Raw genomic sequence first — 18,344 nt, 5'->3', positions numbered from 1 at the left:
TGGTTAACGGGTGAGGAAAGCCGCGGGATCGACAGTCCGCGGGGTGGCGAGCCGACGCTATAGTTTGGTGGTTTATGGTGCAGTGTCAGTATGACCCATGAGCGATGCGCGGACCTCTCCAATCGCCAGCCCGGGGGGCGGACTGGCGATCGCGCGGCGGCGCGCTTGGGCGCGCCTTGACTCCGCGCGGGGGCCAGACAGCGCAGGGCATGCCCTTGCATCCCCCGTTTGCCCTGTGGCAGGTCCGGCGTTTCAACTGCGAATCCCCGGCCGAAGGAGCGACGAGATGACGAGCCTGAGCCTGCGCCACAACCAGGAGCGCGACCTTGCCCCCCTTGCGGGGCTGTTGAAGGACGAGGACGACATGGCCCTCGTGAACCCCCATGCGAGATTTCCGTTCGACGAGGGGGAATGGAAGATGCGGTGGCTGCAGGAGATGGACGACGAGTCGTTCTACCTGCTGGATGGCGCGGGCCGCGAGGTGGGGTTCTTTGCGCTGCGCGTGGGCGTCGGCCCGGAGGTGCGGCACCTGACTTACGTGTTCGTCGAGGAAGAGATGCGCGGCGGCACCGGCGAGGAGCTGGCGCGGCTGGCCGAGGATGCGGCGCGGGATCTTGGGGCGCTGAGCATCACGTTGAAGGTGGAGCTCGATAACGAGGCGGCGCTCAGGCTGTATCAGAAATCGGGCTACGAGGAATTGTCGCGCCGCGGTGGCATGGCCACGATGCGGCGCGACCTGGATCGGTGAACCCTACGGTGGCGTAGGGTTTTAGGCGCGCTCGATGGCGATGGCCGTGCCTTCGCCGCCGCCGATGCAGATGGCCGCGACGCCGCGCTTGAGGCCGCGGGTTTCCAGCGCGTTCAGCAGGGTCACCATGATGCGCGCGCCGCTGGCGCCGATCGGGTGACCCAGGGCGCAGGCGCCCCCGTTTACATTGACCTTTTCGCGGGGCAGGCCCATTTCCTGCATGAAGGCCATCGGCACCACGGCGAAGGCCTCGTTCACTTCCCAGAGGTCGACATCGTCTTTCGACCAGCCGAGTTTCTTGAGGAGTTTCTGGGCCGCCGGCACGGGCGCGGTGGTGAACCAGCCGGGTGCCTGGGCGTGGCTGGCATGGCCGAGGATACGGGCCCGTATGTTGAGGCCGTTTGCCTTGGCCGCGTCGCCCGAGGCCAGCACCAGGGCCGCCGCGCCGTCGGAGATCGAGGACGAGTTGGCGGGCGTCACGGTGCCATCCTTGCGGAAGGCGGGTTTGAGGTGGGGGATCTTGTCGGGGCGGGCCTTGGCGGGCTGTTCGTCTTCGGAGATCGTGACCTCGCCTTTGCGGGTGGTGAGGGTGACGGCCGTGATCTCGCGGTCGAAGGCGCCGGATTTCTGGGCCGCGAGCGCGCCTTCGAGCGAGCCGATGGCGTATTCGTCCTGCGCTTCGCGGGTGAACTGGAACTTCTCGGCGCAATCCTCGGCGAAGGTGCCCATCAGGCGGCCCTTGTCATAGGCGTCTTCCAGCCCGTCGAGGAACATGTGATCCTTGACCTCGGCATGGCCGATGCGGGCGCCGCCGCGCATCTTTGGCAGGAGGTAGGGCGCGGTGGACATGCTTTCCATGCCGCCGGCGATCATCATGTCGGTGTCGCCAAGCGCGATCTGGTCGAAGCCGATCATCGCGGCCTTCATGCCCGAGCCGCACATCTTGTTGAGGGTGGTGGCGGGCACGTCTTCGCCGAGGCCCGCGTGGAAGCCGGCCTGCCGGGCGGGGGCCTGGCCCTGGCCGGCGGGCAGGACGCAGCCCATCAGCACCTCGTTCACCGTTTCGGTTTTCGCGTCGGCCAGGGCCGCGCGGATGGCGGTGCCGCCCAGCCAGCTGGCCTCGACACCGTCGAAATCTCCCTGGAAGCCCCCCATCGGGGTGCGGGCGGCTCCGGCAATGACAACGTCTTTCATGGTGATCCTCCTCGGAATTTGATGCCGCAGAATACCGAATGGTAACGAATGCGGTCTAGCCTGCGTCGTATTAGTACCTAAGGCGGAACGCGCATGGAACTCGACAGCAGCAAACTGAACGGTGTTCAGGTTATTTCGGTCAAGGCGGACCGGATCGATTCGGCAGCGGCCATCCGGTTCAAGGATGCGGTGCGCGCGGCGGTGGATGATACGACCCCGCGCGTGGTGCTGGACCTTGGACAGGTGACCTTCGTCGATTCGAGCGGTCTTGGCGCCATCGTGGCGGTGATGAAGTTCCTGGGGCCCGAGCGCAAGCTTGACCTTGCCGGGCTGACGCCGGACGTGGACAAGGTGTTCCGGCTGACGCGGATGGATACGGTTTTCGGGATATACGGGGATGTCGATAGTGCAACGCGCCGCGCGGCCGGGTGAGCGTGCCATGCCGGGGCGCGGGGGCGACACGGCGGCGGGCTTGCCGCTGAGCCTGGCGATTCGGGCGACGCCGGAGTCCACGCGCGAGGCCGTGGCGGCCGTTCGCGGCATCCTGGCGAGGTCCGGCGCGGCGCCGGGCCTGCTGTTCCGGGTCGAGCTGGTGCTGGCGGAAGTGCTGAACAACATTTGCGAACATGCCTATGGCGGCGGCGCCGGGCGCGTGTGGCTGAAGGCCCGGACGGAGGGCGATGCGCTGTGCGTGACGGTCTCCGACCGGGGCCTTCCGATGCCGGGCGGTGACATGCCCGACGGGGCGCTGCCGGATATGGATGTGCCTTGCGAGTTTCAGCCGGAGGGCGGATTCGGCTGGTACCTGATTCACAGCCAGGTGGACTCGCTTGATTACTGCCGCCGAGACGGTGAAAACATCCTTGGGTTGCGCTTTACGCCCCGATCCGGTGCGTAAAGACCGAAAAACCTTAATCTCGCCGCAATCATTGCGAAAAAGCGCCCGAAAGAACGGGCAAAACTGTACCTGTAGCTGCATATGGCTTCCCTCGGCGCCGCGTTTAACAGCCCCCACCCAGTGCGCGGCGTCGAGGTACTTACCCCCCGGGACAATTCGCGAAACGATCCGCCGGCCAAGCCGGTTTATTGGCATTTCCGCGCGGCGGCCTTAGTGTCGCGACGTTACGGAAATGAGCAGGGCTTTCATCATGCGCGATCTTCACCTTCCGGGCCGTTCGCCCGTTCTGGCCGCCAACGGCATGTGCGCCACATCCCATCCGCTGGCCGCGAAGGCGGCGGTGGATATCCTCGAGCGCGGCGGCAACGCGATGGACGCGGCGATTGCCGGGGCCGTTCTTTTGGGCATCTGCGAGCCGCAGATGACCGGGATCGGCGGCGATTGCTTCGTGCTGTTCAAGGAGGCGGGCAGCGACGAGGTCAGGGCGCTGAACGGGTCGGGCCGGGCGCCGGCGGCGGCGTCGGCCGACGCGTTGCGCGACAAGGGGCACGAGACGGTGCCGGTCAACGGCGTCGAGGCGGTGACGGTGCCCGGGGCGGTGGATGCGTTCTGCCGGTTGTCGGCGGATCACGGGCGGCTTGGGCTGGACGCGGTACTGGCGCCGGCGATTCACTATGCCGAGGTCGGGGTGCCGGTGGCGGAGCGGGTGGCGTTCGATTTCCCGAATGACGTGGCCGTGCTTCAGGGGCATGGGGTGACGCATTACTCGGATGGCGGCAAGCCGCTGAAATCCGGGCAGCTGTTCCGCGCGCCGGGGCAGGCGGAGGTGCTGCGCCGGGTCGCGAAAGATGGGCGCGCCGCGTTCTACGAGGGCGAGGTGGCCGAGGACATGCTGGCGGCGCTGTCGGGGATGGGCGGGGTGCACACGGCGGAGGATTTCGCCGCGGCGGCCTGTGATTACACGCAGCCGGTGTCGGGCGATTACCGGGAGACCGAGCTGTGGGAGCATCCGCCGAACGGGCATGGGGCGACCGCGATCCTGATGCTGAACATCCTGAAGCATTTCGACATCGCGGGGATGGACCCGTGGGGCGCCGAGCGGGTGCATATCGAGGCGGAGGCGGCGAAGTTGGCCTATGATGCGCGCAACCGGATCATCGCCGACCCGGATCACACCACGCGGCTGGCGCATATGCTGGCGCCCGAGACGGCGGAGAAGCTGGCGGCGCTGATCGACCCGAAAAAGGCGATGGCCGCGGCCGGGCCGCTGGCCGAGGCGGTGCACAAGGACACGATCTATATCACCGTGGTCGACAAGGACCGGATGGCGGTGTCGCTGATCTACTCGATCTTCCACGGGTTCGGCTCTGGCATCGCGTCGGAGAAGTTCGGGATCCTGTTCCAGAACCGCGGCGCGGGCTTCACCCTGACGCCGGGCCATCCGAACGAGATGGCGGGCGGCAAGCGGCCGATGCACACGATCATTCCCGGCATGCTGCGCGAGGGCGGCCGGGTGACGATGCCGTTCGGGGTGATGGGCGGGGCCTATCAGCCGAACGGGCATGCGCGGTTCGTCAGCAACCTGAAGGATTTCGGGCTGTCGCCGCAGGCGGCGATCGACGGGCCGCGAAGCTTTGCGGATGGTGGCAAGCTGAAGGTGGAGCGGGGCTATTCCGAGGGGGTGCGGCAGGCGCTGGCGGATATGGGGCACGACGTGGATGTGCCCGACGAGCCGATCGGCGGGGCGCAGGCGATTCTGCTGCACGAGGACGGCGTGCTCGAAGGCGGGAGCGATCCGCGCAAGGACGGCTGTGCGCTGGGGTATTGAGCCGGGGGGGGTTGGCACCCACCCTTGTCTCTTTGATCTGTGCGATATTGTGTATCGGCAGGCGAGACCCCGTCCCACCCTTGGTCCTTGAGACCGTCGCGTAGCCCGGGGCTCGTCTGCCGACCGTTGTCAAACCTGAACAGTTGCCAGGGAGGGCTGTGCAACCAGCCGATCCCGCAGATCAAGGACAGGCCCCATGACTTTGCCACAAGATGTCATCGGCGTCGATATCGCCAAGGACTGGATCGACGTCTTCTTTCTTTCCACCGGTCGGGCGGAGCGGGTGCCGATGGCGACCGCCGAGCTTCGGGCTTTCGCCGCCCGGGCCCGGGGGGCGCTGGTGGTGTTCGAGGCCTCGGGCGGGTACGAGCACCCGCTGGCCGAGGCGCTCGGCGCGGCGGATGTCACCTACGCCCGGGTCAACCCGCGGCAGGCGCGGGAGTTCGCCCGCGCCACGGGCCGGCTGGCCAAGACCGACCGGGTCGATGCCCGGGTGCTGGCGGAGATGGGTCGGGCGCTGGCTTTGCGCCCGACGCCGCCGGCCGATCCCGGGCGGGCGCGGCTGGCCGGCCTGATGGGCCGCCGGGACGATCTCGGCGCGATGCTGCGGGCCGAGATGGCGCGCCTGCGTCAGGCCCGCGATGCCTCTGTCCGCCGCGATATCGGCAGCATGATCGCGCTGCTGCGCCGCCGGATCGGCAAGCTCGAGGCCGAGATCGCCGCGGTGATCGGGGCGGATGAGGCGCTGTCGGACCGGTCGCGCCTCTTGCGGACGATGCCGGGGGTGGGGCCGCTGCTGGCGGCAAGCCTGCTGGCCCGGCTGCCCGAGCTGGGCCGTCTCGACCGCCGGGCGATCGCCAGCCTCGCCGGTCTGGCGCCGCATGCCTGCGACAGCGGCCGGTTCCGGGGGAAGCGGCGGATCTGGGGCGGCCGCGCGGAGGTGCGGCGCACGCTCTACCTCGCGGGGTTCATCGCCAGCCGGTATGACCCGGCGCTAAGGGCCTTCCGGCGCAAGCTGCAGGAGGCGGGAAAACCGGTCAAACTCGCCATCGTCGCCTGCGCCCGCAAGCTGCTCACCGTCCTCAACGCAATGCTGCGGGATCAAAGAGAGCACCGGCCAGCGGCAGGATAAGAAAGACAGTTGCTACGGATGACGGCGAATGGGGGGCGCGAGGCCCGCCCTGCACATCAGGGGAATGTAGGGTGGGTGCAAACCCACCGCCCGGTCAGTTGAGCTGGAAATGCAGCGGGTAGTGGCCGTCTTCGAACGGGCCGAAGAGATCGGGGATGTCGGGGTGACCCACCGGTTCGCCGGAATAGTCGGCGATCAGGTTCTGTTCGCTGACATAGGCGATGTAGTAGCTCTGGTCGTTTTCGGCGAGCAGGTGGTAGAAGGGCTGTTCCTTCGACGGGCGGCTCTCCTCGGGGAGGGACTCGTACCACTCCTCGGTGTTGGAGAATTCGGGATCGACGTCGAAGACCACCCCCCGGAACGGATGCTTCCGGTGGCGCACAACTTGACCCAAGTGATATTTCGCACGTGTCGTATACATTCAAAACAGCCCCTAAACGCAGATATTAGCGCTTTCAAGGCCCGTTTGTCCAATGCCGGCTGGGAATGGGCGGAGAAACAGTGTGTGAACCCGCCTATGACAGTTTGCCGGCCCGAATTCGGGATTTCCCAAAGCCCTTCTATGGGTTACAATGGAAAAAAAGACGAAAAAAGCGAGAGGCAGATGAGCAGAACTCTTCGCGCGATATTATTGGTTTTGTTGGTGGGGTCGTGTGGCGGCCGCACTGCCGGACCCGCGCCCGACAATCTTGACGACGCTTGCGTGATCCTGCGCGAGCGGCCGCAATATGCCCGCGCCTTCCGTGCGACGGAACGGCAATGGGGCATTCCCATTCACGTGCAGATGGCGACCATCTACCAGGAGAGCAAGTTCGACGGGGAGGCGCGCACGCCCTTCCGCTGGACGCTGGGGGTGATCCCGATGGGCCGGATCAGTTCGGCCTACGGGTACAGCCAGGCGCTTGACGGCACGTGGGAGGAATACAAGGAAGAGCAGGGGCGCTACCGCGCCCGGCGGAACGACATCCACGACGCGACCGACTTCATGGGCTGGTACATGGCGAAGACGACCGAGCATCTCGGCATCTCGCGGCATGACACGCGCAACCAGTACCTTGCCTATCACGAAGGCCGGGGCGGTTACCGGAGCGGCAGCTACAACAAGAAGGCGTGGCTGGTGCGGGTGGCCGACAAGACGGCGGCGCGGGCGAAAGCCTATGAGGCGCAGCTGGCGAGTTGCCGTAGGTACTGAAACGGAAAGGCCGCTTCCCGGGTCGGGTAGCGGCGTTTTTCCTGTCAGGTTGTCCTGTTGAAGGACGTGTGGGGATGGGCGCAGTGACGCCGATCCCGGCCCGGAAAAAAGCCGCGCCATGGCGCTGCCCGGTTTTTCAAGGTCTGGTCTTCACGAGGGAAGATTTACCGGTCGCGTTTCTCCACGCCGACGCCGGGGATGACGAACTGTTCGTCATCGAGCTGCATGCCAGTTTTCAGATCGCCCAGCACAACCGTCGTGCGCGTGCCGGTGTCGTCGGTGACGACCCACTGGCGCAGCTCGACCGGGTTGTCGGTGAAGACGAGCTCGATGCTGCCGTAATCGGGGTTTTCGGGATCCTGCGCGCGGACGGTTGTGGTCTTGCCGTCGCTTTCATGGCCGGTGACCATGCGCTCGCGGGTGAAATCCACGTTGTTGGCGAGGATGATCTTGAGCGGCGTGCGGTGGAGCGGATAGGCCTCGGGGCCGGTGTTCGACTTGGGGTCGATCACGCCGACGCGGGTGCCGTCGGCCAGCACCAGCGTTTCGTCGGGCGGATCGTATTCGAAGCGCACCCGGCCGGGACGCTTGATGTAGATCTGGCCGGTCGAGATCGTCTGATCTTCGTTGATCTGGGTGAACTTGCCCTGAGCGCTCTTGAAGCTGTTGAGATAGCCCGAGATTTCGTTCAGCGATAGCTGCTCGGCCGCTGCGGGCAGAGCCGCGAGAGAGAGGGCGGCCGAGGCCAGGAGGGTGCGTATCATGGTCATGCCTCGTATCTAGGCGCTGGTGCGGGGAATTGCACCATGTCGATCACGGAAATTTGCGGGGCAGGGGGGTAAGGTGAAACGCCCCGGACCTTGGGGCCGGGGCGTCGGGTTTTCCGCAAGGGGCCCCGGGTCGGGCCCGGGGCGCGAGGGTTATTGCTCGGGCACGAGGATTTCGCGCTTGCCGACGTGGTTGGCGGGGCTGACGACGCCCTCTTCCTCCATCTGCTCGACGAGGCGCGCGGCCTTGTTGTAGCCGATGGCCAGCTTGCGCTGGATGTAGGAGGTGGAGCACTTCCTGTCGGTGATGGCGATCTGGACGGCCTGGTCGTAGAGGGCGTCCTCGCCATCGGTGTTGCCGCCGGTGTTGAGGCCGAGGACCGCGTCGATGTTGCTGGCCTTGTCCTCTTCCGGGCCTTCCTGCACGCCGCCGACATAGTCGGGCGGGCCGTAGGCCTTGAGGTGGCTGACGACTTCCTCGACTTCCTCGTCCGAGACGAAGGGCCCGTGGCAGCGGGTGATCTTGCCGCCGCCGGCCATGTAGAGCATGTCGCCCATGCCGAGCAGTTGCTCGGCGCCCATTTCGCCGAGGATGGTGCGGCTGTCGACTTTCGAGGTCACCTGGAAGGAGATCCGGGTCGGGAAGTTGGCCTTGATCGTGCCGGTGATGACGTCGACCGAGGGGCGCTGGGTGGCCATGATGAGGTGGATGCCGGAGGCGCGGGCCATCTGGGCGAGGCGCTGGATGCAGGCCTCGATCTCCTTGCCGGCGACCATCATCAGGTCGGCCATCTCGTCGACGATGACGACGATGTAGGGCATCTTCTCGGGGGCGAATTCGTCGGTTTCGAAGACGGGTTCGCCGGTCTCGTCGTCAAAGCCGGTCTGGACGGTGCGCGAGAACATCTCGCCGCGCGAGAGCGCGTCTTCGACGCGGCTGTTGTAGCCGTCGATATTGCGGACGCCCATCTTGGACATCTTCCGGTAGCGTTCCTCCATCTCGGCCACGACCCATTTCAGGGCGACGACCGCCTTTTTCGGGTCGGTCACCACGGGCGAGAGAAGGTGCGGGATGCCGTCATAGACGGAGAGTTCCAGCATCTTGGGGTCGATCATGATCAGGCGGCAATCCTCTGGCGTGAGCTTGTAGAGGAGGCTGAGGATCATGGTGTTGATGGCCACGGACTTGCCCGAGCCGGTGGTGCCGGCGATGAGCAGGTGGGGCATCTTGGCGAGGCTGGAAATGACCGGATCGCCGCCGATATCCTTGCCCAGTGCCAGCGGCAGGCGCATGTTGCTGTCGCCGAAATCGCGGGAGGCGAGGAGTTCGCGCAGGACGACCATCTCGCGGTTGTCGTTGGGCAGCTCGATGCCGATGACGCTGCGGCCCGGCACGGTGGAGACACGCGCCGAGAGCGCCGACATTGAGCGGGCGATGTCGTCGGCCAGGCCGATCACGCGGGAGGCCTTGAGGCCGGGGGCCGGTTCCAGCTCGTACATGGTGACGACGGGGCCGGGGCGGACCGAGACGATCTCGCCCTTGACGCCGTAATCGTCGAGTACGTTTTCCAGCATCCGGGCGTTTTCCTCGAGCGCCTCGTCGGAAAGGTGGTGGCGTTCGATCTTGGCCGGGTTGGTCAGCAGGCTGAGGGCCGGAAGCTCGAAGTCGAACTGCGGTTTTTCCTCGAATTGCAGGGCGGGCTGGGCTTCGGCCCGGGCCTGGGTGGAGGGTTGCGGCGCCTTGCGTGGCGGGTGCTGGACGACCTTCTTGGGCTCGGCCGCGGGGATGCGCGGCCTGGCCTGCAGGACCGGCTCGGGGGGCAGGTTGTCTTCGTCGTCGTAGATGGCGAAATCGCTGTCGTCATAGGCGGCGTCGTCATAGGCGCCGTCGGTCGCGAAGTCGTTGACGGGCTCTTGCATCGGGGCCTGGGGCACGCGGGCCTGGGCCGCCGTCAGCGGCGGCTCGGGCGGCAGCTGGGCCGAGCGGGGGGCGAGGAGCAGCGGGTCGGGGCCACGGCCGCGGCCCTTGGTCAGGGGCTTGTCGGCAGGGATTTCCTGGACCTCGAGCTCTTCCTCGGTGGGGTGGCGGCGCGACTTGATCGCGTCGGCGATCTTGGCGCGGATCCGGTCGGGGCCGGGCGTGTCGGGCAGGTCGCCGTGGTATTCGCGGTCGACGAGTTCCGGTTCCGGCTCGGGTTCGGGGCGGCGGATGAGCGAGGGCATCCGGGAGAGGAGGCCGCCGGTTTTCTCGGGCTCGGGTTTCGGGGCCGGGGCAGGGGCCGGCGCGGCGACGGGGGCCGTTTTCGGCGCGGCCTGTGCCGCGGGCGCGTTGGGTTGCCGGTTCACGAGGGAGGGTTCGGCGCGCAGCTTGCGGGCCGGGGCAGGGGGCACGATGCGGGCGGCGCGTTCTTCTTCCTCGGCATAGGCGGCTTCCTCGGCGCGGCGCTCGGCGCGGCGTTGAAGGTGGCCCTGGACGCCGGACTTGAGGCCCATCGAGGCGTGTGCCGCCCCGGTGGCGCCGCGGCCCAGCATGGCGCGGAAGGTGGCGTAGCTCATGATGACGCCGACGAGGAGGAAGCGGGCGGCGAGCAGCAGTTCGCGGCGGGAGGCACCGAGCACGAAGAGGCCGACGCCGACCGAGAGGGCGGCCATGATCAGCGACAGGAGCTTGAGGCTGAGCCCCGCGCCGAAGGGCAGAAGGCCCATGAGGGTGGCGAGAACCGTATCGCCGAAGAGCCCGCCCAACCCGAAGCTGTGGGTGGCGGACCAGCTTGTGCCGGGCGTCAGCGTTGCGGCGAAGAGCGACAGCAGCGCCAGCCAGATCGGTGCGAAGATCAGCCGGCTGACGGCGCGGTCTTCGCCCTGGTGGAGGGTGAAGCGGAGGCCCCAGCCGCAGATCATGATGGCGAAGCCCAGCGCGCCCCAGCCGATCACCATGAAGACGGTGGCGGCGATGGAGGCGCCGAGATGGCCCATCCAGTTCTTCACGGGCGCATCGGTGGCGGACATCCAGCTTGGGTCGTCGGGGTGGTATGTCAGGATCATCGCCGTCGCCATCATCCCGATCGCCAGCAGGACAAGCCCGGCAAGTTCCTTGCCGCGCTTCTCGATTGCCTCGGCCATCGAACTGTCAAGCAACGGGTCGCGCCCGCGTGTCTGGTATGCCATGTTTCGCCTCGTCCTCAATCATGTGTAGAGACAGTCGCGCAGCCGTGTGAGGCCATCCGCCATCTCGTCTTTTGGGGCCACCATCGCGACCCGGATATAGTTCTTGCCGGGGTTCCCGGCGTCAGTGTCGCGGCTGAGATAGGCGCCGGGGAGCACCCGGACGCCTGTCTTCTTCCAGAGCCGCAGGGCCGCTTCCTCGCCATCGGCGACGGGCAGCCAGAGAAAGAACCCGGCCTCGGGCGGTTGATAGCCCGGCACGCGGTTCATGATCGTGTCGGCCAGCGCGTATTTCTCCTGATAGAGCGCGCGGTTTTCCTCGACATGGCTCTCATCTGCCCAGACCTTTTCGGCGACGCGCTGAAGCGGCATGGGCAGGGGCGCGCCGGCATAGGCGCGCAGCTGTTTCATCCGGCGGATCGATTCCGGCCCGCCCGCCACGAAGCCCGAGCGCAGGCCGGGCAGGTTCGAGCGTTTCGAGAGGCTGTGGAAGATCACGACCCGCTCGGGGTCGGCGCCCATTTCACGTGCCACCTGGAGGGCGCCCACGGGGGGCTCATCGCGGTAGATCTCGGAATAGCATTCGTCGGCGAAGATCTTGAAGTCGTAGAGCTCGGCGAGGCCGATGAGGTGGGCCCAGTCCTCGCGCGTGGCGACGGCGCCCTGCGGGTTGGAGGGCGAGCAGAGATAGGCGACGGTGACCTGATTGAGGATATCGCCGGGGACCTCGCTGAAATCCGGCAGGAAGCCGTTTTCCTTGGTGGCCGGCAGAAAGACCGGCTCGGCGCCGACGCTGAGGGCCGCGACCATGTAGACCTGGTAGAACGGGTTGGGGATGAGGACCATCGGCCACTTGCCGTTCTTCGCCTCGGGGCAGAGCGCCATCATGGCGTTGTAGAGCCCCTCGCGGGTGCCGTTGAGGGCCATCACGTTCGTGTCGGGCTTGAGGGTGACGCCATAACGGCGGTTCACCCAGTCGGTGATCGACTGGCGGAGTTCGGGCGTGCCCTCGTTCGCGGGGTAATTGCCGAATTCGTGGGCGTGTTCGGTGATGACGTCGGTGATCCAGGCCGGAAACGGGTGTTTCGGCTCGCCAATGGTCATATGCGCCGGCGCGCCGCCGGGCTTATGGGAATCCAGTAGCGCCCGCAAACGCGGGAACGCGTATTCCGGAAGGTTCGAAAACCGCTCGGGAAACATCTTGTCCTGCCTCAGATACCGGGATCATTGGTGCCCCGTTTTCTGAAAATGTACCGGAGGTCTTGCATCAGGTCCAGCGAAACCAATGCCTTGACAGGGGGTTGTGGCATTTTCGCAGCCGGTCACGCCGGGGGTGTCAGGCCGCCTTCGGCAATGAGTTTCGCCAGCGATTCCATGTCGTTGGTGAGCGGGCGGTCAGAGTCGATCTGCGGGGCGATGGCGCGCAGGGCCTGGTGCAGGCGGGCCATGGGCGGGCCGAGTTCGGCCGTGACGCCGCGCAGGTCGACGGCTTGGGCGGCGACCATCAGTTCGATCGCGGTCAGGCGGCGGCCGAGGTCGTTGATGCGGGTGAGCGCGCGGGCGGCCGTGGGGGCGGAGGTGAGGCTGTCTTCGACGCCGTTGGCGTTGATCGAGGGCCAGACGGGCTGGGGCGTGGCGGCGCGGGTGATTTCGGCGGCGAGGTCTTCGGCCACCTTGAGGACCGGCGCGAAGGCGTTGGAGCCGCTGTCGGGGCGGGCGAGGAAGAGGGGGAGGGCGGTGAAATCGGGGTCCATCATGCGGGCGATGCGGGCGATCTGGCCCATGGCGAGGTGCTGCCAGGCGCGGGAGACGGATTCGACGGCGAGGCCTAGCTCGGTGCTGTGATAGGCGCCGCAGGAGATGACCTCGCCCGTTTCGGCGATGGCGATGGGGTTGTCGGAGGCGCCGTTGAGTTCGGTCTCGACGACGGGGCGGGCGTTGGCGAGGGCGGCGGCGGTGCCGCCGTGGATCTGCACGGTGTTGCGTATGGAAAGTGGATCTTGCAGCCGGCGGGCGGCGCCGGGCTGCCAGAGCGCGGAGCCGTCGAGCAGGGCGCGGAGACCCTCGGCGGCGATGGACTGGCCGGGCAGGGGTTTGGCGGCGAGCGCGCGCGGGTCGAGCGGGGAGAGGTTGGCGCGGAAGCCTTCCATGGTCAGGCAGGCCGCGGCCTGTGCCGCCGCGAAGCCGGTCAGAGCCCCGTCGAGGGCGAGCGCGCCTTCGCCCGCCGAGAATCCGGTGTGGTTGGCGAGCGCCAGCCCGTCGCGCGGGGCCAGTTGCAGCGGTTCGATGCCGGCGGCGCGGAGCATGTCGGCGGAGGGGCCTTCCTGTCCGTCGGCGTTGGTCATCTTTCCTTCGCCGATCAGCGCAAGCGCCACCGTGGCGTTGAGGACAAGGTCGCCGCCGCCGACCGAGCCGAGCCCGCCCGAGACGGGCACGAGGTTGGCGTCGAGCACCTTGGCCAGGTATTCCGCCACCTCCGGCCGGGCGCCGCTATAGCCGGTCAGCAGCGTGTTGAGCCGGGCCAGCATCAGGGCGCGGACGGTGTCGCGGGGCATGGGCTCGCCAACCGCGTGGGCGCGGCCGCGGATGGTTTGCAGGGAGAAGCCGGCCAGCGTTTCGGCATCGAGCGCCTCTGTCGAGCGCGCCCCGAGGCCGGTGGTGACGCCGTAGACGGGGATGCGATTCTCGATGGCGTGGTCGATCAGCGCGCGGGTCTCGCGCATCTTCGCCAGCCCGTTCTCGGCCAGCGCCACGCCGCCGGCGCCGCGGGCCGCCGCCGCCAGTGCCTCGACCGTCAGACCCGTCCCGTCCAGCAGCAGCTTTGCCATGTCCCGTCTTTCATTGTTCCAGAAATACTCAAAATCCGACGGCTGCCCCGCGCGTCACGCCAGCGCCTTTTCGACCGCGCTGGCCACGCGCAGCAGGTGTTCCTCGCCGAAGGGTTTGCCGCAGAGCATCAGCCCGCAGCTTGGCGTGCCGGTGGGCAGGCTCATGGAGGCGAGCCCCATCAGGTTGGCGACGCGGGTGTTGCGCAGGGTGAGGATGTTCTCGGTGACGTAGAACTCGTCATCGGTCATCAGTCGCTCGGCATTGGGCGGCATGTTGGGGGCCGAGGGCAGGATCACCGCGTCGTAGCCCGCGACGCGCGCGTGCCAGTCGCGGCGGAGCTGTTCGAGGCGGCGCCACGCCGCCACGTAGGTTGGGGCGGTGACGTCGCGGCCGCCACGGAAGCGTTCGAGGATGGGTTTGAACATCCGGTCGGGCGCGGCCTCGATCGTGTCGTGCCAGATGCCGTAGGCCTCGGCGGTGAAGAGCACGCCGGACATGGGCATGGCTTCGGCGATCTCCGGCGACTCGATGGGTTCGACGGTGGCGCCGGCGTCTTTCAGGCGCTCGACGGCGTCGGCATAGGCCTTGGCGGGGCCCTCGCGCACGTCGTCCATCACCACGGTTTGCAGGGCGGCGAAGCGGGCGCCTTTCAGCGACGCGCCTTTGAGGTCGGCGGGGCGCGTGCCTTCGAGGGCGGCGAGGACGAGGGCGCAATCCTCGACCGAGCGGGAGAGGGGGCCGACCGTGTCGAACTTCTCGCAAAGCGGCACAACGCCGTCGAGCGGGATGCGGCCGGACGTGGTTTTCAGGCCGGTGAGGTCGTTCCACGCCGAGGGGATGCGGACGGAGCCGCCGGTGTCGCTGCCGATGCCGCAGGCGGCGAGGCCGTGGGCGACGCTGGCCGCCGCGCCGGAGGAGGAGCCGCCGGGCACGGCGTCGGGATCGTTGATGTTGGGGGGCGTGGCCGTCATCGGGTTGAGGCCGAGGCCCGAGAAGGCGAACTCGCTCATATGGGTCTTGCCGAGGCAGACGAGCCCGGCGCGGGTGGCGGTGGCGAGCACCGGCGCGTCATGCTCGGGCACGCGGTCTTCCAGCAGGCGGGAGCCGGCGGAGGTGGCCAGACCGGCCGTGTCGAAGAGGTCTTTCCAGCTGACCGGCACGCCGTCGAGCGGGCCGAGGCGGAGCTTTGCGTCGGCGCGTTCCTTGGCGGCTTTCGCCTCGGCGCGGGCGCGGTCATGGGTGACGATGGTGTAGATGCGGTCGCGGGCCGGGTGGGCGTCGATGGCCGAAAGGTAAGTGTCGCAGAGGGTGACCGGGTCGATCTCGCCCTTGCCGATGCCACGGCCGAGGTCGGCCGCCGTCATGTGTAGCCAGTCTTTCATCCCCGCTGCCCCTTCCAGTCGCTTGCCTTCGGAAAGCGACCGTAGCGGCAGTGCGGCGCATGGACAATCCCGCAGCGCTGTCCATATTGAGGGGCATGAGCGAGATGAGCGATATCCTGATCGTCGGCGGGGGGTTGAACGGCCCGGCGCTGGCCCTTGCGTTGGCCCAGGGTGGGCGCAGCGTGACCGTGATCGATGCGCTGCCTGAGACCGTGCGCAAGGATGCGGCGTTTGACGGGCGGGGCTATGCGCTGGCGCTGGCCTCGGTGCGGCTGTTGCGGCGGATTGGTGTCTGGGCGCGGGTCGAGGACCATGCCCAGCCGATGCTGGAGATCAAGGTCTCTGACGGGCGCGCGGGCGAGGGGCCGTCGCCGTTTTTCCTGCATTTCGACCATGCCGAGATCGAGGAAGGCCCGATGGGGCACATGATCGAGGACCGGTATTTGCGGCGGGCCCTGCTTGACGCGATGGACGAGGCCGAGGGGATCACCCAGGTCACCGACAGCGTGTCTGCGCAGGAGGTGAATGAGGCGGGCGTGACGCTGACGCTGGCCTCGGGCAAGACCGTCTCGGGCCGGATGGTCGTGGGCTGTGACGGGCGCGCGTCGGGGACGGCGTCGCGGGCCGGAATCCGGCGGACGGGCTGGGGCTATGGGCAGACGGCGCTGGTGGCGGCGGTGGCGCATGAGCGGCCGCATCACGGGATTGCGCACCAGTTTTTCATGCCGCCGGGGCCGCTGGCGATTTTGCCGCTGCCGGGGAATGTCAGCTCGATCGTCTGGAGCGAGAGCGAGGCGACGGCGGCGTCGTTCGCCGCGCTGAGCGACGAGGATTTCATGGAGGTGCTGCGGCCGCGATTCGGCGATTTCCTTGGGGAGATCAGCCTGAAGGGCAAGCGTTTCACCTATCCACTGGGCCTGACCATCGCCAACAGTTTCGTGGCCGAGCGGCTGGCGCTGGTGGGCGACGCGGCGCACGGGATGCATCCGATTGCCGGGCAGGGGCTGAATGCCGGGCTGCGCGATGTGGGGGCTTTGGCGCAGGTGGTGGGCGAGGCCGCCCGGCGGGGCGAGGATTTCGCGGCGCCGGATGTTCTGGCGCGCTACCAGCAGTGGCGGCGGTTCGATACGGCGACGCTGGCGGCGGTGACGGATGCGACGAACCGGTTGTTTTCGAATGACAATCCACTGTTGCGGCTTGGGCGGGATCTCGGGATGGGCGTGCTGGGGGCGATGCCCGGCCTGCGGCGCGGGTTCATTCGCGAGGCGGCGGGGCTGACCGGTGATTTGCCGGAGTTGATGAAGGGTTGAGAGGGTGCAGGGGGCGCTGCCCCCAACGTTGAATTTCTTTTGGAAATTCAACGCCTCCCCCGGGATATTTCTGGCCAGAAGAAGATCAGGGGGTGGCGCGTTCCAGGAGGCGGATGAACGTGTCTCCGTAGCGGCGTTCGTCGAGGAGGGTCAGGCCGTCCGGTGGAGTGATGTCGGCGCTTTCTTCCCAGATGATCAGGGCGTCCTCGGCGAGCCAGCCCTGTGTGAGGGCGGCGGCAAGGGCCTGTTCGCCCAAGCCCTTGCCGTAGGGCGGGTCGAGGAAGACGAGGGTGCAGGGCGCGGGGGCGGGGCCGGGTTTTCGGGCGTCGCGGGGGAGGATTTGGGTGACGTCTTCGGCGCCGCAGAGGCGGATGTTTTCGCGCAGGAGTTTCTGGGCGGTGCGGCCGCTTTCGACGAAGGTCACGTGGGCCGCGCCGCGGGAGAGCGCCTCGAGCCCCAGCGCGCCGGTGCCGGCGAAGAGGTCGAGCACGCGGACGTCTTCCAGCCGGTCGGCATGGGCGTTGGCGAGCACGTTGAAGAGGCTTTCGCGCACCCGGTCGGAGGTGGGGCGGAGATGCGCGGCCGCATCCCCCTTGCCCACCGACGCCAGCCGGCGGCCGCGGAAGGCGCCGCCGATGATCCTCATGCTTTCAGGAGCGCCTTGAGATCGGTGTCGACATTCTCGATGGCGTCGGGGTCGGGCGATTTGCCGGCGTCGATCAGGCGTTTGCCGACCATGTAGGCGCGGGCGTCGTTCATGGCGTCGACCGCCAGCAGATTGTCGCCCTTGTAATACCAGAAGGAGGCCGCGTTCTCATGCTCGCCCGGGCGGGTGATCACACGGTCATAGCCGGTGTTGAGGCCGGCGATCTGAAGCTTGACGTCGTACTGGTCGGACCAGAACCACGGCTGGGGCACGTAGGGTTTCTCGGCGCCCATGATGTTTTCGGCGACCAGTTCGGCCATGTCGATGGCGTTGGGCACGCTTTCCTGCCGGATGCGGGCGCCGTCACGGGGGAAGGAGGCGCAATCGCCCGCGGCCCAGATTGCGGGGTCGGAGGTGCGGCCGTGTTCGTCGGTCTTGATGCCATTCTCGACCTCGAGACCGGCGGCTTCGGCCAGCGCGGTGGCGGGGGTGATGCCGACGCCGACGATGACGAAATCGGTTTCGATCTCGGTGCCGTCGGAGAGGCGCGCGCCGGTGACGTGGCCGTCGCCGGTGAGGGTGTCGAGGCCGATGCCTTCGCGGATGTCGACGCCGTGGCTTTTGTGGAGCTTGCGGAAATAGTCGGAGGTTTCCTTGCAAGCGACGCGCTGGAGGATGCGGTCGGCCATTTCCACCAGCGTGACCTTGAGCCCGCGGGAGGCCGCGACGGCCGCCGCCTCGAGCCCAATATAGCCGCCGCCGACGATGAGCACGCGTTTGCCTTCGGTGAATTCGGGGGCCATCGTGTCGACATCGTTCAGCTCGCGCACGACATAGACGCCGCGCAGCTCGCCGCCGATGCTGCCGGGCAGGCGGCGGGGGACGGAGCCGGTGGTCAGCACGAGGTGCTCGTAGGGAATCGATTTGCCGCCGGCGATCACCACCTTGTCCTTGCGGTCGATGGCGTCGACGCGGGTGTCGAGATGCAGATCGATCCCGTTCTCGCCATAGAAGCTTTCGGGGCGGAGGAAGAGGCGTTCGAGATCCATCTCGCCCAGCAGGTATTTCTTCGACAGCGGCGGGCGCTGGTAGGGGGGCACGTGTTCCTCTCCGATGAGGGCGATCTTGCCCTCGTATCCGAGGGCGCGCAGTTTGGTCACCAGCGAGGCGCCTGCCTGCCCCGCTCCGATCACGACTATGCCGGGCATGCCCGATCCTCCCGATTTTTCATGGTCAGTCCGTCGACGTGACCC

At 67.5% G+C, this 18,344-nt stretch carries 16 protein-coding genes; 7 read left to right on the top strand and 9 right to left on the bottom strand.

Features of this window, described 5'->3' with window-relative positions:
• Positions 1–286: 286 nt before the first annotated feature.
• Positions 287–748, top strand: coding sequence for a GNAT family N-acetyltransferase (locus RIdsm_RS22720; protein WP_057813226.1), 462 nt, complete (start codon positions 287–289; stop codon positions 746–748).
• 21 nt (positions 749–769) lie between these two features.
• Here RIdsm_RS22720 and RIdsm_RS22715 read toward each other — a convergent pair whose 3' ends face one another.
• Positions 770–1,942, bottom strand: a complete 1,173-nt coding sequence (locus RIdsm_RS22715) for a thiolase family protein (RefSeq protein WP_057813229.1) — start codon at positions 1,940–1,942, stop codon at positions 770–772.
• Between the two features lie 93 nt (positions 1,943–2,035).
• On the opposite strand from RIdsm_RS22715, the gene RIdsm_RS22710 reads away from it, so the two are divergent.
• The 4 genes from RIdsm_RS22710 (at position 2,036) to RIdsm_RS22695 (ending at position 5,800) form a co-directional block, all read left to right on the top strand.
• Positions 2,036–2,374, top strand: coding sequence for an STAS domain-containing protein (locus RIdsm_RS22710; RefSeq protein WP_057813231.1), 339 nt, complete (start codon positions 2,036–2,038; stop codon positions 2,372–2,374).
• Positions 2,340–2,840 (top strand): ATP-binding protein, encoded by a 501-nt coding sequence (locus tag RIdsm_RS22705; protein WP_082647250.1) that lies wholly within the window; start codon positions 2,340–2,342, stop codon positions 2,838–2,840. Before RIdsm_RS22710 ends, RIdsm_RS22705 begins: the two co-directional genes overlap by 35 nt.
• Before the next feature lie 250 nt (positions 2,841–3,090).
• Positions 3,091–4,668, top strand: a complete 1,578-nt coding sequence (locus tag RIdsm_RS22700; protein ID WP_057813235.1) for a gamma-glutamyltransferase family protein — start codon at positions 3,091–3,093, stop codon at positions 4,666–4,668.
• Positions 4,669–4,870: 202 nt separating this feature from the next.
• Positions 4,871–5,800, top strand: coding sequence for an IS110 family RNA-guided transposase (locus RIdsm_RS22695; RefSeq protein ID WP_151175234.1), 930 nt, complete (start codon positions 4,871–4,873; stop codon positions 5,798–5,800).
• Between the two features lie 94 nt (positions 5,801–5,894).
• Here the strand turns inward: RIdsm_RS22695 and hspQ are convergent, their stop codons facing one another.
• Positions 5,895–6,221 (bottom strand): heat shock protein HspQ, encoded by a 327-nt coding sequence (gene hspQ / locus RIdsm_RS22690; RefSeq protein ID WP_057820518.1) that lies wholly within the window; start codon positions 6,219–6,221, stop codon positions 5,895–5,897.
• A 183-nt stretch (positions 6,222–6,404) separates the two neighbouring features.
• Here hspQ and RIdsm_RS22685 point away from each other — a divergent pair, with 183 nt between their 5' ends.
• On the top strand, positions 6,405–6,992 hold the full coding sequence (locus RIdsm_RS22685) for a transglycosylase SLT domain-containing protein (RefSeq protein ID WP_057820517.1): 588 nt from the start codon (positions 6,405–6,407) through the stop codon (positions 6,990–6,992).
• Between the two features lie 164 nt (positions 6,993–7,156).
• On the opposite strand, the gene RIdsm_RS22680 is transcribed toward RIdsm_RS22685, so the two are convergent.
• The 5 genes from RIdsm_RS22680 to RIdsm_RS22660 all read right to left on the bottom strand — a co-directional run bounded on the left by RIdsm_RS22680 (position 7,157) and on the right by RIdsm_RS22660 (position 15,135).
• A complete protein-coding gene (locus RIdsm_RS22680) occupies positions 7,157–7,762 on the bottom strand; it encodes a LolA family protein (RefSeq protein WP_057820515.1) in 606 nt (201 codons plus the stop codon).
• A gap of 150 nt (positions 7,763–7,912) precedes the next feature.
• A complete protein-coding gene (locus tag RIdsm_RS22675) occupies positions 7,913–10,927 on the bottom strand; it encodes a DNA translocase FtsK (protein WP_057820513.1) in 3,015 nt (1,004 codons plus the stop codon).
• Between the two features lie 18 nt (positions 10,928–10,945).
• Complete coding sequence (locus tag RIdsm_RS22670) at positions 10,946–12,124, bottom strand: aminotransferase class I/II-fold pyridoxal phosphate-dependent enzyme (RefSeq protein WP_057820510.1); 1,179 nt, start codon at positions 12,122–12,124, stop codon at positions 10,946–10,948.
• 122 nt (positions 12,125–12,246) lie between these two features.
• The gene (locus RIdsm_RS22665; protein WP_057820508.1) at positions 12,247–13,752 is read right to left on the bottom strand and encodes an aromatic amino acid lyase; all 1,506 of its coding nucleotides are present in this window, start codon (positions 13,750–13,752) and stop codon (positions 12,247–12,249) included.
• 54 nt (positions 13,753–13,806) lie between these two features.
• Positions 13,807–15,135 carry an amidase gene (locus RIdsm_RS22660; protein WP_057820506.1) on the bottom strand — a complete coding sequence of 443 codons (1,329 nt, stop codon included), beginning with the start codon at positions 15,133–15,135 and terminating at the stop codon, positions 13,807–13,809.
• A 95-nt stretch (positions 15,136–15,230) separates the two neighbouring features.
• On the opposite strand from RIdsm_RS22660, the gene RIdsm_RS22655 reads away from it, so the two are divergent.
• Positions 15,231–16,445, top strand: coding sequence for an FAD-dependent monooxygenase (locus RIdsm_RS22655; protein ID WP_057820505.1), 1,215 nt, complete (start codon positions 15,231–15,233; stop codon positions 16,443–16,445).
• A gap of 85 nt (positions 16,446–16,530) precedes the next feature.
• On the opposite strand, the gene rsmD is transcribed toward RIdsm_RS22655, so the two are convergent.
• On the bottom strand, positions 16,531–17,091 hold the full coding sequence (gene rsmD / locus RIdsm_RS22650) for a 16S rRNA (guanine(966)-N(2))-methyltransferase RsmD (protein ID WP_057820504.1): 561 nt from the start codon (positions 17,089–17,091) through the stop codon (positions 16,531–16,533).
• The gene (locus RIdsm_RS22645; RefSeq protein WP_057820502.1) at positions 17,088–18,299 is read right to left on the bottom strand and encodes an NAD(P)/FAD-dependent oxidoreductase; all 1,212 of its coding nucleotides are present in this window, start codon (positions 18,297–18,299) and stop codon (positions 17,088–17,090) included. The genes rsmD and RIdsm_RS22645 overlap by 4 nt, the downstream gene beginning before the upstream one ends.
• Positions 18,300–18,344 lie beyond the last annotated feature (45 nt).

Source organism: Roseovarius indicus (assembly GCF_008728195.1).
Lineage (GTDB): Bacteria > Pseudomonadota > Alphaproteobacteria > Rhodobacterales > Rhodobacteraceae > Roseovarius > Roseovarius indicus.
The sequence above is the reverse complement of the archived record's forward strand: the minus strand, read 5'-3'. Positions and strand labels throughout refer to the sequence as shown.